This is a genomic window from bacterium SCSIO 12696, assembly GCA_024397955.1.
Classification (GTDB): Bacteria; Pseudomonadota; Gammaproteobacteria; order Pseudomonadales; family Porticoccaceae; genus SCSIO-12696.
This window is the reverse complement of sequence record CP073744.1, coordinates 245,435-259,149: the sequence shown is the minus strand read 5'-3', so window position 1 is coordinate 259,149 and position 13,715 is coordinate 245,435. Positions and strand designations below refer to the sequence as shown.

General features: G+C 53.3%; 14 protein-coding genes. 4 read left to right on the top strand and 10 right to left on the bottom strand.

Translation table 11 applies throughout. The features are described from left to right. Positions 1 to 4: 4 nt before the first annotated feature. From gspJ to gspC, 8 genes are read right to left on the bottom strand one after another with little or no spacing between them, the layout of a single operon-like run. Positions 5 to 664, bottom strand: coding sequence for a type II secretion system minor pseudopilin GspJ (gspJ, locus tag KFE80_01195; GenBank protein ID UTW45577.1), 660 nt, complete (start codon positions 662 to 664; stop codon positions 5 to 7). Further along, positions 661 to 1,038, bottom strand: coding sequence for a type II secretion system minor pseudopilin GspI (gspI, locus tag KFE80_01190; protein ID UTW45576.1), 378 nt, complete (start codon positions 1,036 to 1,038; stop codon positions 661 to 663). Before gspI ends, gspJ begins: the two co-directional genes overlap by 4 nt. Continuing rightward, on the bottom strand, positions 1,035 to 1,643 hold the full coding sequence (gene gspH / locus KFE80_01185) for a type II secretion system minor pseudopilin GspH (protein UTW45575.1): 609 nt from the start codon (positions 1,641 to 1,643) through the stop codon (positions 1,035 to 1,037). The genes gspI and gspH overlap by 4 nt, the downstream gene beginning before the upstream one ends. Before the next feature lie 34 nt (positions 1,644 to 1,677). Then, positions 1,678 to 2,130, bottom strand: a complete 453-nt coding sequence (gene gspG, locus KFE80_01180) for a type II secretion system major pseudopilin GspG (GenBank protein UTW46571.1) — start codon at positions 2,128 to 2,130, stop codon at positions 1,678 to 1,680. 41 nt (positions 2,131 to 2,171) lie between these two features. Then, on the bottom strand, positions 2,172 to 3,389 hold the full coding sequence (gene gspF, locus KFE80_01175; GenBank protein UTW45574.1) for a type II secretion system inner membrane protein GspF: 1,218 nt from the start codon (positions 3,387 to 3,389) through the stop codon (positions 2,172 to 2,174). A 54-nt stretch (positions 3,390 to 3,443) separates the two neighbouring features. Continuing rightward, positions 3,444 to 4,913, bottom strand: a complete 1,470-nt coding sequence (gene gspE / locus KFE80_01170; GenBank protein UTW45573.1) for a type II secretion system ATPase GspE — start codon at positions 4,911 to 4,913, stop codon at positions 3,444 to 3,446. Beyond that, positions 4,910 to 6,925 (bottom strand): type II secretion system secretin GspD, encoded by a 2,016-nt coding sequence (gspD, locus tag KFE80_01165; GenBank protein UTW45572.1) that lies wholly within the window; start codon positions 6,923 to 6,925, stop codon positions 4,910 to 4,912. The genes gspE and gspD overlap by 4 nt, the downstream gene beginning before the upstream one ends. Before the next feature lie 19 nt (positions 6,926 to 6,944). Then, positions 6,945 to 7,922, bottom strand: a complete 978-nt coding sequence (gene gspC, locus KFE80_01160; GenBank protein UTW45571.1) for a type II secretion system protein GspC — start codon at positions 7,920 to 7,922, stop codon at positions 6,945 to 6,947. A 619-nt stretch (positions 7,923 to 8,541) separates the two neighbouring features. Here gspC and KFE80_01155 point away from each other — a divergent pair. The 4 genes from KFE80_01155 to KFE80_01140 all read left to right on the top strand — a co-directional run bounded on the left by KFE80_01155 (position 8,542) and on the right by KFE80_01140 (position 12,785). Next, a complete protein-coding gene (locus KFE80_01155) occupies positions 8,542 to 9,114 on the top strand; it encodes a GbsR/MarR family transcriptional regulator (protein UTW45570.1) in 573 nt (190 codons plus the stop codon). After that, positions 9,111 to 10,508 carry a cytochrome ubiquinol oxidase subunit I gene (locus tag KFE80_01150; GenBank protein ID UTW45569.1) on the top strand — a complete coding sequence of 466 codons (1,398 nt, stop codon included), beginning with the start codon at positions 9,111 to 9,113 and terminating at the stop codon, positions 10,506 to 10,508. Before KFE80_01155 ends, KFE80_01150 begins: the two co-directional genes overlap by 4 nt. After that, positions 10,505 to 11,521, top strand: coding sequence for a cytochrome d ubiquinol oxidase subunit II (cydB, locus tag KFE80_01145; protein ID UTW45568.1), 1,017 nt, complete (start codon positions 10,505 to 10,507; stop codon positions 11,519 to 11,521). The genes KFE80_01150 and cydB overlap by 4 nt, the downstream gene beginning before the upstream one ends. A gap of 160 nt (positions 11,522 to 11,681) precedes the next feature. Continuing rightward, a complete protein-coding gene (locus KFE80_01140) occupies positions 11,682 to 12,785 on the top strand; it encodes a phosphoribosylaminoimidazolesuccinocarboxamide synthase (GenBank protein UTW45567.1) in 1,104 nt (367 codons plus the stop codon). Between the two features lie 184 nt (positions 12,786 to 12,969). Here KFE80_01140 and KFE80_01135 read toward each other — a convergent pair whose 3' ends face one another. Both KFE80_01135 and KFE80_01130 read right to left on the bottom strand, forming a co-directional pair. Further along, complete coding sequence (locus tag KFE80_01135) at positions 12,970 to 13,287, bottom strand: YqfO family protein (GenBank protein UTW45566.1); 318 nt, start codon at positions 13,285 to 13,287, stop codon at positions 12,970 to 12,972. Beyond that, positions 13,280 to 13,678 carry a Rieske 2Fe-2S domain-containing protein gene (locus tag KFE80_01130; protein UTW45565.1) on the bottom strand — a complete coding sequence of 133 codons (399 nt, stop codon included), beginning with the start codon at positions 13,676 to 13,678 and terminating at the stop codon, positions 13,280 to 13,282. Before KFE80_01130 ends, KFE80_01135 begins: the two co-directional genes overlap by 8 nt. Positions 13,679 to 13,715 lie beyond the last annotated feature (37 nt).

The following is a 13,715-nucleotide window of genomic DNA, read 5'->3' as shown; positions in this document are numbered from 1 at the left end:
GGCGCTAGGCGGAAGGCAGCATAAACAGGCGAGTAATTTCACCCCACTCCTCCAGTTCCAGGGTTATTTCCACCGCCAGTGGCAGCGCGGTACTGATTGCCAGGGAAGCGCTGCCAGAGGCAAAGCCGACGGGCCACTCTTGCAGCCAGTTGGCGGGTGTTTGCGCATTTAAATAACGGATACGCACCGCTTCCACCCCTTCCAACAAAGGCAGCTGAGTGGGTAGCACATCGTCAGCCATATCAATATAAGGCCAGTGGTCGCGCCACAGCTGGCCGTCGTTAAAACGATAGCCCACCCGCTGTAAATGGCTGCGCAGTTGTTGCTGGGGGTTCTGCCAGCCAGAGCGGGTAAAACGCATAAGGTACTGTTCAAAGCCGCCAAAGTTTGCCTGGCCAAGGCCCTCAAAAGCAGACTGTGCCTGACCATTACCAGCGATCACCGGGCGACCAATGGCTTGCTGTAAATCTCGTGCCATCAGGCTCATGGCCTGATCGATGGTTTTTAACTGGCGCATTTTTGCCTGGCTGGTATCACCGGTACTCATGGCAGCGTCAAAGCTGAGGTAGGCCGCGGTGCCAATAAAAGCGGTAATCGCCATCGCCACCAGCACTTCCACCAAGGTAAAACCCCGGCTTTTTGGGTAATTGCCTGTGACCATCATTTTCGCTCCACCGCCATCATGGCAATCAGGGACTCCTCCTGCCCAAAGCGAAACACCGATACTTCAACCTGCTGGAAATTGGGGTTTGTAGGCGCTTCGCGTACCACCATGCGCCACTGCCAACGCTGCCCAGCCATTTCCACTTCACCGCTGCTGTTGGTGCCGCCGGTTTGCCCCAAACGCCGATTGATGGCCCGCTGAGTCAGGCGGTCGCTGGCAATCCACTGGGCCATGGCTTTGTCGCGCATATGGCTGGTGCCATCGGTAATGCCTTCCACAGAATTGAGCAACGCAGGTAGTGCAATAGCCACCACAGCCAGCGCCACCAGTACTTCAACCAGTGCCAAGCCACGGATACTAGACCGCCATTTCATTGCTGTGAATCGTCCATTCTGTCCACCATTTCCACTCGACCCAACAGGTCGCCCTGTAACTGGAAATGGCTGTCACCAGCGCTGCTAATCAACTGCAACTGAAAGGGTGTTATTTCGCCGTTGCGAAAAAACAGCACTTGGGGAACCGGTTCATCGTCATCAATATCCACCGGGGGGCCGTTGACATCCGCAAAGCGCAATTCCAACTCAACCCCCGCAGGGAAGCTGATCGGCGGGAACAGTTGACGGGCTTCGCCCGCCAGGGGCAACCACCAGTCTGCCTCGGTTTGATCCGCTTGACGATCCGCCTGCGCCAGCTCGGTGCGCCAACGATAGCTCCAAATATCGTCTTCATCACGGTTGATCAACAACCCAATGGTCGCGCCATTAAGCTGGGCCTCCTCGGCCATCAGTTCCACCTGGCCCTGCAACTGAGCAGTCAGGCGACGCAGTTGTTGATGGGTGGAATCGGAAAAGATAGCAACGGTAGCAATGGTGGCGATCAACCCAACAACGGTTACCACCACCAATAGCTCCACCATGGTAAAGCCGCGAGCAGTGCTATGTGGAAAGCGGTGTAGCGTTCTGTATGGAAGTAAGGTCACGAGATTGATTCGCTGGGCTCACAATAAAAACCAGCTACTGCTGCTCTTCCTGTCGCCAGTTACCGATATCGGTATTGACGTCCTCACCACCGGCAATGCCGTCGGCACCCAAAGTGTAAATATCAAAGGGGCCGTTCTCACCAGGGCTCTGGTAGTAATAGGGGCGCTCCCAAGGGTCCAGAGGCAGCTCTGGCAGATAACCACCGTTTTTCCAGTGGCGAGGCTCCGGTGGCAGTTCCGGTTTATCCACCAACGCTTCCAGGCCCTGTTCGGTAGTGGGATAGGTGTAGTTGTCCAAGCGATAGGCAGAAAGTGCCGTTTTAATGGCCGCAAAATCCGCCTGTACTTTTTGAGCTCGAGCCTTGTCGGCGCTGTCGAGAATATTGGGCACAATCATGCCCGCCAGCAAGGCAATAATCACCAGCACCACCATCATTTCCACCAGAGTAAATCCGGCGTCCTTAACTGAAGCGTTGAGGTTGTTCATTGTGTTTTTCATTACCGCGAGACTCTCTAAAATAAAACGTTCTAAATTAAATTAATTTGTTGCGACACCGGCAGCAGTACCGCCGCCACAATAAAGGCGACGATCAAGCCCATAAACACCACCATCGCCGGCGGTAATATGGACATCATGGCAGACAATTTGTAATCCAGTTCCCGCTCTTGGTTTTCAGCGGCCCGGGCAAGCATATCCCCGAGCTCACCACTGAGTTCACCACTGGCCACCATTTGTACCAGTAGTGGGGGAAACACCTCCGCCCTGTCCATAGCCAGGTTGAGCGAGCTGCCCTCTGCCACCATAGTGACCACGGTTTCACAGCGATCGCGCAATTCCAGGTTCAACATTACCTGGCGGGCGATTTGCAGGGCGTTGAGCAGTGGCACTCCGCTGGATACCAAAATGGACAGCGTGGCGGAAAAACGCGAACAGTCCAGCGCCCGCTTCCACTCGCCAATAACCGGTATTTTCAACTGCAGACGGTGCCAACGTTTGCGATTGCTGTCACTTCGCAACCACAAGGCAAAACCCACTACGGCCAGGATTACCCCCAGCAACAGGTGCAGACCGTAATTGACAAAAAAATTGCTGATGTCGATAAGCATCATAGTGGGCAGTGGCAATTCCTGGCCGCGACGAGTAAAGGTATCCACCATTTGTGGCACCACCTTAGTCATCAGCACTGCCACCACAATTATCGATACTGCCAGCAAAACCAGTGGGTAAGCCATGGCGCTGCGTAGCTTCTGTACGGTGTTCTGCCCGGCCTCACAATACTCCGCCAGGCGAGTTAGTACTGGGCCCAGGTAACCGGCACTCTCTCCCGCCTCTACCGTGGCCCGGTAGAGAGCATCAAAACTACGGGAGTTCTCACCCAGCGCATAAGCCAGGCTGTGACCTTCCTGCACCCGGCTGCGGGTTTGCAAAATCAATTCCTGGGCGCGAGGCTTCGAGTTTTGCTTAGCGCAGGCTTTTAAAGCGTCCGTTAATGGCAACCCCGACTCCACCAGAGTTGCCAACTGGCGAGTAAACAGAGCCAGCTCTGGTGCCTTGAGTCGGCCACTGCTGCGCTGCCAACGGCTGGGGGCTTTATCCACCGAAGAGGATTTGGTGGCCTTGACCTCCAGTGGGCGCAGGGATTGGGCACGCAGTTGACTGCGAATCTGGCGCTCAGAGTCACCTTCCATCACCCCTTTGGTGACGGAACCGGTGTCGGTTAATGCGCGGTAGCTGTAGGCGCCCAATGGTTGTTCCTATTTGTCGTATACCGTCACTACGAAGAGCGTGGCAATGGCAGGTTATCCGTTAGAGGTAGCCGTTACCCGCAGAACTTCTTCCAGACTGGTATCACCGGCAATGATTCGATCTCTGGCGGATTCTGCCAAAGACGCGCTGCGTTTGCGTGCCACATCCAGAATTTCTTGCTCACCAGCACCATCGTGAATAAGGCGGCTGACTTTTTCGTCAATTTCAATTATCTCGAACACCGCACTGCGGCCTCGATAACCAGTGTGGTTACAGCTTTCACAACCCACTGTTTTATAAATAGGCACCGGGTTGTCCAGTCCTAGGCGTTCGCACTCTGCATCATCGGGCAGGTACTCTTGTTTGCACTCGGTGCAGAGCACACGCACCAAGCGCTGTGCCATCACCGCCACCAGACTGGAAGCCAGTAAAAACGGCTCCACGCCCATATCCTGCAAACGGGTAATAGCACCCACGGCGGTATTGGTGTGCAGGGTGCTGAGCACCAGGTGCCCGGTTAAACTGGCCTGTACGGCGATAGAGGCGGTTTCACCATCGCGAATTTCCCCCACCATCACTACATCCGGGTCTTGGCGAAGAATTGCCCGTAGGCCACGGGCAAAGGTCATATCCACTTTGGGATTCACCTGGGTCTGGCCAACACCGGGGAGCATGTATTCCACCGGATCTTCGATGGTCAGGATATTGCGACTGCTGTTGTTGAGGTAGCTGAGCCCAGCGTACAGGCTGGTGGTTTTACCAGAACCGGTGGGGCCGGTGACCAGGATAATTCCGTGAGGACGGCTGAGCGCGCTTTTGAAGGTGCTCAGCATGTCTGCAGGCATATCCAGCTGATCGACCTGCAACTGGCCCGCTTGTTTATCCAACAGGCGCAGTACTACCCGTTCACCGTGAGTCGCCGGGATCGTAGACAGGCGAATATCCACACCGTGACCCGCCAGGCGCACGGAGATGCGGCCATCCTGAGGCAAACGTTTTTCGGCAATATCCAGGCGCGCCATCACCTTGAGGCGAGACACCAACAACGGTGCCAGCAACGGCTTTGGTGACAGCACTTCGCTGAGTACACCATCGACGCGAAAGCGCACCGCCAGGCGATCTTCAAAGGGTTCAATATGGATATCGGAAGCTTTTTCCCGCACCGCCTGAGACAGAATGGCGTTAATCAGGCGAATCACCGGGGCGTCATTTTCCCCTTCCATCAAATCGCTGTCTTCGGGGATTTCGTCCGCCAGTCGCGACAGGTCGATGTCGTCGCTCATGTCTTCGGCAACCCGCTGGGCTTCGCCGCTTTCACCGCGCTGATAGCTGGTGCTTAGCAAGCGGGCAAATTCGCTGTCATCCACCTGCTGTAAATCAAAGGGAGCACCGAGAAAGCGACGCAATTCCAACAGTGTGGTTAGGGTAAGTCCCTCACGGTGCACTACCCTGCCCTCGTCCAGCAGTACCCCGTGGGCCTTGGCAAAGGCAAACGGCAGACTATCGCTGTTCGCGGTGCTCATTCGTCGGACTGCTCCGCGGCTTCTGTTTGCTCTGGTGCGCCCTGTGGAGTTTGTTGAGGTCGCGGCTGATCCCATTTGGGCAATACGGGGATACGATCTTTATCGAGCCAGCCTTTACTATTGCCTTGCGCTTCCAGTTGACGCTGACGAATAAAGTCGTACTTCTCAGCGGTAAAATCGTAAGTGTCCTGCTCGTCGTGGAGAATGCGAGCGCGTATAAACACCATCAAATTGGTCTGCTGCAACTGCGTGGTGGTAGACCGAAACAGGCGCCCCAATAAAGGGATATCGCCCAGCAATGGCACTTTGCGCTCGGTATCAGTGAGATCATCGCGAATCAAGCCACTGAGCACGATCATTTCACCGTCGTCTACTCGCACCACGGTGGTGATGTCTCGCTTGTTGGTAATCAAGTCGGAAGCGATACCGCTGCTACTGACGCTGGAAACCTCCTGATAGATTTCCAGCTCCATACTGCCGCCATTATTGATATGTGGGGTGACCTCCAAGCGGATACCCACGTCTTCACGCTGAATGGTCTGAAAGGGGTTGGTGGCGTTGCCATTGGTGCCGGTATTGGTAAATGAACCGGTAATAAAGGGCACCTGCTGACCATTGTTAAACACCGCTTCGCTGTTGTCCAAAGTAATCAGGTGAGGCTTGGCAAGAATAGTGGAGTCAGTGTCGTTGTGCAGGGCGTTCAACACAACCGCAAAATCCGTTGTGCTACCCAAGCGGCCAATACCAATGGTCTGCCCGGGTATGCCGGCTAATGCACCGGCAATGGTGACATTACTGCCAGAGTCATCATCGTCATTGGAGCTGTTGTCATCACCGCCAATGGCTCCGGCCAGTGCTCCAAGGCTGCTGCTGTTATTGACCGAGCTGCCAAAGGTGCCCCGATCTTCATCACTGTAAAACCACTCAATGCCCAAATTGCGATCGACGGTATCATTTACCTCGGCAATCACCGCTTCAATAATCACATTGGAACGGCGAATATCCAGGCGCTCTACCACCTGCAACAGGGAATCCAGAGTATCCCCCTGTGCAGTGATAATCAGGGAATTGGTATCCACGTCTGCCACCACTGCGGAGCGGCCCTGTTGACCAGCGTTTTGCTGCTGGCCCTGTTCCAGGTTGGAGATGACCCCCTGAAGCACTTCTGACAGAGACTCTGCATCGGCGTGCTGCAAATAAATAGTACGGATATTGCCGGTTTGTTCACCGGGGCGATCCAGCTGCCGAATCAGGTTTTTGGCTTCCAGGCGGGACAGTTCATCACCTCTTAACAACACAGAGTTGGTGCGCGCCTCCGGCACCATAATCAGCTGTTTTTGCTGAGCGTCCTGGCCCTGACCTTTGCTCAACTGCTCCAGAGTGCCAACAACCTCTTCCGCATGGGCATGGTGCAATTCGACCAGCTCGGTTTCAATTTTTGACACCGTATCCAGTTGCCTAACCAGCTGTTCAATGCGTTTTACATTGGCGGCTACATCGGAAATCACCAGGGTACCGTTACTGGAAGCCGCCAGATGGGCATGTTGGGGCACCATTGGGCGAAGAATGGGCAGCACCTTGGCCGCAGATACGTGCTTTAGGTGGATAATACGGGTAACAAAACCGGTGTTGTCATCTTTGCGACCATTTGTACTGGACGGGGCTGTGCGGGCCTTTTTGGCGGGGATGACCCGCAATACACCACCGCTGTTGATAGCAGCAAAACCGTGAACATCGAGCACATTCACAAACAGGTCGTACAGTCTTTCCTGACTCAGCGGAACCCGGGAAATCACGTCCACTTTGCCTTTTACCAGCGGATCAATAATGACGGAATCGGCACCAATCGTGCCGCTGACAAAGTGAATAACCTCGCGAATATCCGCATCACGGAAATTGGGTGTCCAGGTTCTCTCTGCAGAGTCTTCCTGAGCAGGCACCGTAGCGCACACCAGCGACAAAGCAATGGCGCAACACCATTTTCTTGTTGTATTCAGTACGAGCGACTTCACCACGACTCCTTACTGGTCCTTATTGGTTGATCACTTGGCTGAGCTTTGCCAAGTCAATATCAATATCTACTGTCTGACCACTACGCAATATCTGCATTTGGGCCGTTGGTGCTTGCAACACTTCCAAGTACAGCTGGCGCAGCTGCTCTGGGTCAGTGCTCACCGGTGTGCCATTAACAGCGGTTACGACATCACCTGCTTTAAATCCCAATTGTTCAAACTGAGCCAGACTTTTAAGAGGTGATACTTCAAAACCTTGTTTACGCTTGGTAACACGAATAACTTGCGCCAAAGTTTCAGGGGTTGGCAGTTCTCGTTTAACGACCTGTGCAGCCGGGCGCTGACGAGCTACAGGTTTATTAACTGGTTGCACTCTACTTTCGGCAACCGGCGTTTCCACCAACAGAGGCTCACCTTCCATTTCCTCAAACAGCCACAGAGATTCATAGCGCCCGGCATTGTTTAAGATAACTCGCCGCTCCAGCACCCGATCAAGAGTCACATTGCGACCGGCTGGCAATTTATCACCAACCTTGTAAACCGCTTGTTTGTTGCTGTGGGCAATCATTGCGCGGGCAGCCTTGGGATCACTGCTGCTCAAAACCCCGGTGAGTTTCAACGCCAGCTTGGTATCTTCCGCTTCAAACTCTTCGTTCGCCGGTATCGTATCGACGGGTTCATTGACGATAACTTCACCAGCCACACCATACAGATTCAGCTTCAATAAACCGCTGATATCAGCACTGGCCGCACCGGCATTTCCTGCACTGGCAGGCTGCAATGACAAAGTAGCATTCAATGGTTGCTGTGGTTGTTGCTGGGGCCACAGTGCCCATAACAGTTTGGCACCACTGTTGGCGATTACCAGCAAGCACAACACCACAACCAATAATTGCCATGCGTGCAACGGTACTCGCTTCAGACCTGCACCTAACTGCTGAACAGCCCGTGTCAGCGCCGAGTTAGCCGCGATGGTAGGCACTTTGCCCGCTAACACCTGTTACCTCTGTTTGCTTGATTCAAAACCTGTCGCCTAGGGTCTGTTGACGTTTCATATCCACCTCTGCTGAGAGCAATTTTTGCGCTCAACAAGGCGTAAAGAGTGCCGTGTAGTCATTCTACATCAGCGATTTACAACGCAGTGGAGCGCAAAAATAGCCTCAGCCCTGCGGGTTGGGGCTGAAAAGGCGCCCCTCGTTGTTGCTCGTCAATCATTTGGAATGACCAAACCGCATTCCTCGCGCCTAGATGGACGCCTTTTCAGCCGCCAACAGCGGCGGATATGAAACGTCAACAGACCCTGGAGCGGCCCCGCATTCTGGCGGGCATTGTTTACCGTTATAAGTCACAGCAGGACTCGGGGGGCAATTTATCGCAATTGCCCTAAAAAAAACGGTATCCAGTCACTAACCCAAAAAGTGCAGGTATTTTCTTATCTTTTTAACGTATGCGACTGAGTAGCATACCAAAATCTTGGTAGCAGTCCTATGCGCCAATTATTCCCCTTAAATTCCCAACAATAAGATTTTATTGAGCACGACGAATTGCATTGACCCAAGTCAACTTAATTACTAAAATTTCAATAATTTCTGAAAATTCAAATATTGAGATATGCCATGACTCTTACACCCTCTATGCAAACATTCATTATGCACTTCGGTGAAATGGGCAGCCGTTGGGGCATGAACCGCACTGTCAGCCAAATATACGCCCTGTTAATGGTTTCTCAAGAGCCGCTGAATGCCGACCAAATTGTGGACGCACTGGGTATATCCCGCTCCAACGTCAGCATGGGCCTCAAGGAACTGCAGTCCTGGAACCTGTTGCGTCAACACAATGTACCCGGTGACCGCAAAGATTATTACGGCACGCCGGATGATATCTGGGAGGTTACCCGCACCTTGATTGAAGAACGTCGCAAACGGGAGATCGACCCTACCCTTTCCATGCTGCGTAATCTGTTGATGAAGCCCCCTGTGGATGATGCGGAGGAATACGCACATCAGCAGTTTGCAGAAATTCACGACATGATCGAATTGGTCACCGGGTGGAGTAACGACATGCAGCGGCTCAGCTCGGACAGCCTGGCGCAATTGATGAAGCTGGGGGCTGGGGTCAGCAAAGTCCTGGACATCAAAGACAAACTGAAAGGCAAGCGCTCTGGCACAGCAGGAGGTAACGACTCATGAATGCCGCCGCACTGTTTGCGACCGTTGCAGACCCAACGGTAATTACCTTGGCACGCATCCAGTTTGCCGCCAATATCAGCTTTCATATTTTATTTCCTACCATCACCATCGCCCTTTGCTGGATTTTGCTGTTTTTTAAACTGCGCTTCCTCAAAACTGGCGATCAGAGCTGGATGGATGCCTACAGCTTCTGGATCAAGATATTTGCCCTTACTTTTGCCCTGGGGGTGGTCAGTGGCATTACCATGTCGTTCCAGTTCGGCACCAACTGGCCCGGTTTTATGGAAACCGTGGGCAATATTGCCGGGCCATTACTGGCTTACGAGGTATTAACCGCGTTCTTTCTAGAAGCCACTTTCCTGGGCATTATGCTGTTTGGCCGTGGCCGGGTGTCAGAGCGCACCCACACACTGGCTACCTGGCTGGTGGCCATTGGTACCTCCCTGTCGGCATTTTGGATTCTGTCCCTGAATTCCTGGATGCAGACGCCCACCGGCCACGAAATGATCGATGGCATCGCCCACCCGGTGAGCTGGTGGCAGATCATTTTTAACCCATCCATGCCCTATCGCCTGACCCACATGATGCTGGCCTGCGGCTTAACCGGCGCGTTTCTGGTGGCTGGCATTTCCGCCTACCGCAAGCTCCGTGGCGATCATCAACCATCGGTGAACAAAGCACTGCGCACCGGCGTGGTACTGGCCGCCATACTGATCCCCATACAAATCTTTGTGGGCGATCTGCACGGCCTCAACAGCTTTAAACACCAACCGGCCAAAGTGGCAGCCATCGAAGGAGTTTGGGAAACTCAGCAAGGCGCACCATTACTGCTGTTTGCACTGCCCAATGAAACCACTCGCAGCAACGACTACGCGCTGGGGGTTCCCAACCTGGCCAGCCTGATTCTGACCCACGACGCCAACGGCGAGATCACCGGGCTCAACGATTTTGCCGACCACCCGCCGGTTATGCCGTTGTTTTGGGGGTTTCGCATAATGGTGGGTATTGGCCTGCTGATGCTGGCTAGCTCTTGGTTAGCCACCTGGCTGGGGCGCAAGCAAAACCCATTGCCGAAGTGGCTGTTAACTACACTGCTGGGCATGACCTTCTCTGGCTGGATAGCCACACTGGCCGGCTGGTACGTCACAGAAATTGGCCGCCAACCCTGGTTGGTACACGGCATCTTACGCACCGCTGACGCCGCAGCCGCGATTCCACCCAGCAACGTCGGCTTTACCCTGGCGCTGTACCTGTCTCTGTATGTGGTATTGCTGATCGCTTATGTCAGCACCCTGTTTTTGATCGCGCGCAAAGCGGGTACACCACAAAAATCTGCAAAAGATGCACCTGCAAAACCCACTTTGGGACTTACTGTTGAGGAGAGCAGAGCATGACCGAAGCCAGCGTATACCCTGCTATTTTCGCCGGGCTGATGGGCCTGGCTATGCTGATCTACGCCATTCTGGATGGCTACGACTTGGGCGTGGGGATCTTGCTGCCGTTCAGCAAAACCGCCAGCAACGATCAGCAAAGAGACCGTATGATTGCCTCTATCGGGCCATTTTGGGATGCCAACGAAACCTGGCTGGTACTGGCGGTGGGCATCTTGTTGGTCGCCTTCCCTAAAGCTCACGGGGTTATTCTGGGCGAGCTCTATCTACCGGCAGCATTTTTGCTGGTGGGGCTGATTCTGCGGGGCGTGTCCTTCGACTTCCGCGCCAAGGCAGCGGTATCCCACAAGCGTTTATGGGACCACTGTTTCCGTATTGGCTCGCTGATAGCGACACTGGCCCAAGGCTATATGTTCGGCCGCTATATACACGGTTTTGACACCAGCTTGGGCGCTTATGGGTTTGCGGTACTCAGCGCTATCTGCATCACTGCGGGATACCATTTTATTGGTGCTTGCTGGCTGATCCTGAAAACCGATGGCGACTTACAGGCCAGAGCCACCAAGTGGGCCCGACGCAGCCTGTGGATTATGGCCGCAGGTATCCTGGCGGTGTGTATCGTAAACCCCTTGGTCAGTGAGCGCATCTACGACAAGTGGCTGACCTTGCCGAATCTGTTGTTACTGGCACCCATCCCCATTATCACGTTTGGCTTGGTGCTGGTGGTCAATCAGTTTTTGAAAGGCTTTCCTTACAGCAGCGACCGTTTTTGCTGGGTACCGTTCGCCAGTGCGGTGGTGATTTTTATTCTCAGCTTCCACGGTCTGGCTTATAGCTTTTTCCCCTATATCATTCCTGACCAACTCACCATTTGGGAAGCCGCCAGCGCCACTGCGTCGCTCAAATTTATGCTGGTGGGAGTGATCATTACCGTGCCAGCCATTATCGGCTACACCATCTACTCTTACCGGGTATTCTGGGGCAAATCCAGCAACTTGAGTTACGACGCCCAGTAACCAGTTACTGTGTTCCCAAAGCGGATATCTGCTATTATCCGCTCCCTTAAAGCCAGTGGGGCTGCCTGAAATCGGCAGCCCCATGATTTCCTGGTCTTTTCTCTCACTTCTTTACCGATGAACAGATGCTCCCCGACGAGGGAGGCGAGGATCTTTTGCTATGAGTCTTGCCAATAAAGTCTTGGCCGTTAACAACGATTTACCTATTCGCACCGACCAGCCCGTTCACAGTGGCAAGGTTCGCTCCGTGTACTGGCTTACCGAAGCCGACAGCCGCCGCCTGATAGAAGAGCGCGGTTACGATGTGGCCGCCGATGCGCCGCTGGCGATTATGGTAATTAGCGATCGTATCTCGGCTTTTGAGTGCATCTGGCGCGGTGAAGGCGGTATGGACGGTGTACCTGGCAAGGGCGCGGCACTCAATGCCATCTCCAACCATTGGTTCAAGTTATTTCGCGAACAGGGCCTGGCGGACAGCCATATCCTGGAAATCCCCCACCCGTTTGTGTGGATTGTGCAAAAAGCCCGCCCGGTGATGATTGAAGCCATCGCCCGCCAGTACATTACCGGCTCTATGTGGCGCGCTTACACCAAGGGCGAGCGAGAATTTTGCGGTATCCAGATTGCCGAAGGGCTGGAAAAAGACAGTAAGTTGCCAGAGCTGCTGATCACCCCATCCACCAAAGGCATTCTGGAAGGTATTCCCGGCGTTCCGGCCCAGGACGATGTCAATATCACCCGCGGCGATATTGATAACAATCATGAGGCGTTTAAGTTCCAGAGCAAAGCGGATATTGACCGCTACGAGCGATTGCTGAAAGAAGGCTTTGATGTGATTAGTAACGAGCTGGCCAAACTGGATCAGATTTTTGTGGATACCAAATTCGAGTTTGGCTACGTCACCGACAAAAGCGGCACCGAAAAGCTGATTTACATGGACGAAGTAGGCACCCCGGATTCATCTCGCATTTGGGACGGCGCCGAATATCGCAACGGTGTGGTGGTGGAAAAATCCAAAGAAGAGTTTCGCCAGTTACTGCTCAGCCATTTTCCCGACCCGGATATTCTGGTCAACAAAGACCGTATGGAAGAACGCTCCGCGCTGGCAAAAGACAATGTACTGCCAGAAGAAATTCTGATGCAGGTGTCGAAAACCTACCTGGATATTGCGGAGAAAATTACCGGGCAAGCAATTCAGCTTTCAGAGAACCCGAAAGCCGAAATTATTGACATTCTGCGGGATGATTTTGGTCTCGTGGATTAAGTTTCGTTCTGAGCAAAAAAAGGCGCCACCGAAAACGGTTGGCGCCTTTTTTATGAGCGTTCGCTTCGCAGCCCATAGCTATTAACCTATCAATCAAATAGTTCGCCCTGAACTATTTGATTGTCGCCCAACAAAATCTATCGATGCTGCGCGGAGCTTCTTGATCTTTTGGGCTCGCGCCGGGTTAATAGACGTCTGTCGCCAGTTTCCAAACATCATAAGCAGGCTCTTCATAGGGGTGTGCTGAAATCAATGCTTTCACCGCACCGCCAATCAAGTGATCTTCACAGACCATTTCCACCCGGTATTCCGTTACGGTTTCCACAGTTCCCTGCTTTCCTAAAAAGGGTTGGCTGCCAGCCTGTGGTCGAAACTGCCCCTGCCCAAGTACTTGCCAGCAACAATGGTCATAATCCCCTATACGCCCTGCTCCAGCAGAAAATACCGCGTCTTTTACCTCTTCAAGATGAGACTCTGGAATAAAAAACGCCAATTTATACATTGCTCAATACCGCTACGTCCGCAGTCAACACAACACCGTCGTTAACGGTAACCGGAACTTGTTGCAAACCGTAATTCACACAAGGTCCTTGGGTACAGACGCCCTGTTCCAGGGAAAAAGTAGCTCCGTGATGACTGCACACAATCAGCGAGCCATCCAAACTCAGAAAATCGTCGGGAGCACTGTTCAAACGAGCTCCCGCATGGGGGCAGCGGTTTACATAACCACGAACCAAATGATCACGGCGAACTACAAAAATTGACACTCGCTGACCGTCCTTGCCCTCGAATACAAACTCCTTGGCGCCGGGGTTGACTATTTCTTCCAGAGAGCACAGTGAATAACCACTGCGCAATCGGGTAAACGGTTCTGAGCGAATAATTGGCTTCATAAAAACACACTCACTTGGCAACCAAGTTTATTGGTTA

Bases quoted from the DNA above. Each gene is read 5' to 3' on its own strand.
- KFE80_01135 (UTW45566.1), bottom strand. From the start codon at position 13,287: ATGTATAAATTGGCGTTTTTTATTCCAGAGTCTCATCTTGAAGAGGTA.
- gspJ (UTW45577.1), bottom strand. From the start codon at position 664: ATGATGGTCACAGGCAATTACCCAAAAAGCCGGGGTTTTACCTTGGTG.
- KFE80_01130 (UTW45565.1), bottom strand. From the start codon at position 13,678: ATGAAGCCAATTATTCGCTCAGAACCGTTTACCCGATTGCGCAGTGGT.
- KFE80_01155 (UTW45570.1), top strand. From the start codon at position 8,542: ATGACTCTTACACCCTCTATGCAAACATTCATTATGCACTTCGGTGAA.
- gspE (UTW45573.1), bottom strand. From the start codon at position 4,913: ATGAGCACCGCGAACAGCGATAGTCTGCCGTTTGCCTTTGCCAAGGCC.
- KFE80_01140 (UTW45567.1), top strand. From the start codon at position 11,682: ATGAGTCTTGCCAATAAAGTCTTGGCCGTTAACAACGATTTACCTATT.
- cydB (UTW45568.1), top strand. From the start codon at position 10,505: ATGACCGAAGCCAGCGTATACCCTGCTATTTTCGCCGGGCTGATGGGC.
- gspG (UTW46571.1), bottom strand. From the start codon at position 2,130: ATGAACAACCTCAACGCTTCAGTTAAGGACGCCGGATTTACTCTGGTG.
- gspI (UTW45576.1), bottom strand. From the start codon at position 1,038: ATGAAATGGCGGTCTAGTATCCGTGGCTTGGCACTGGTTGAAGTACTG.
- KFE80_01150 (UTW45569.1), top strand. From the start codon at position 9,111: ATGAATGCCGCCGCACTGTTTGCGACCGTTGCAGACCCAACGGTAATT.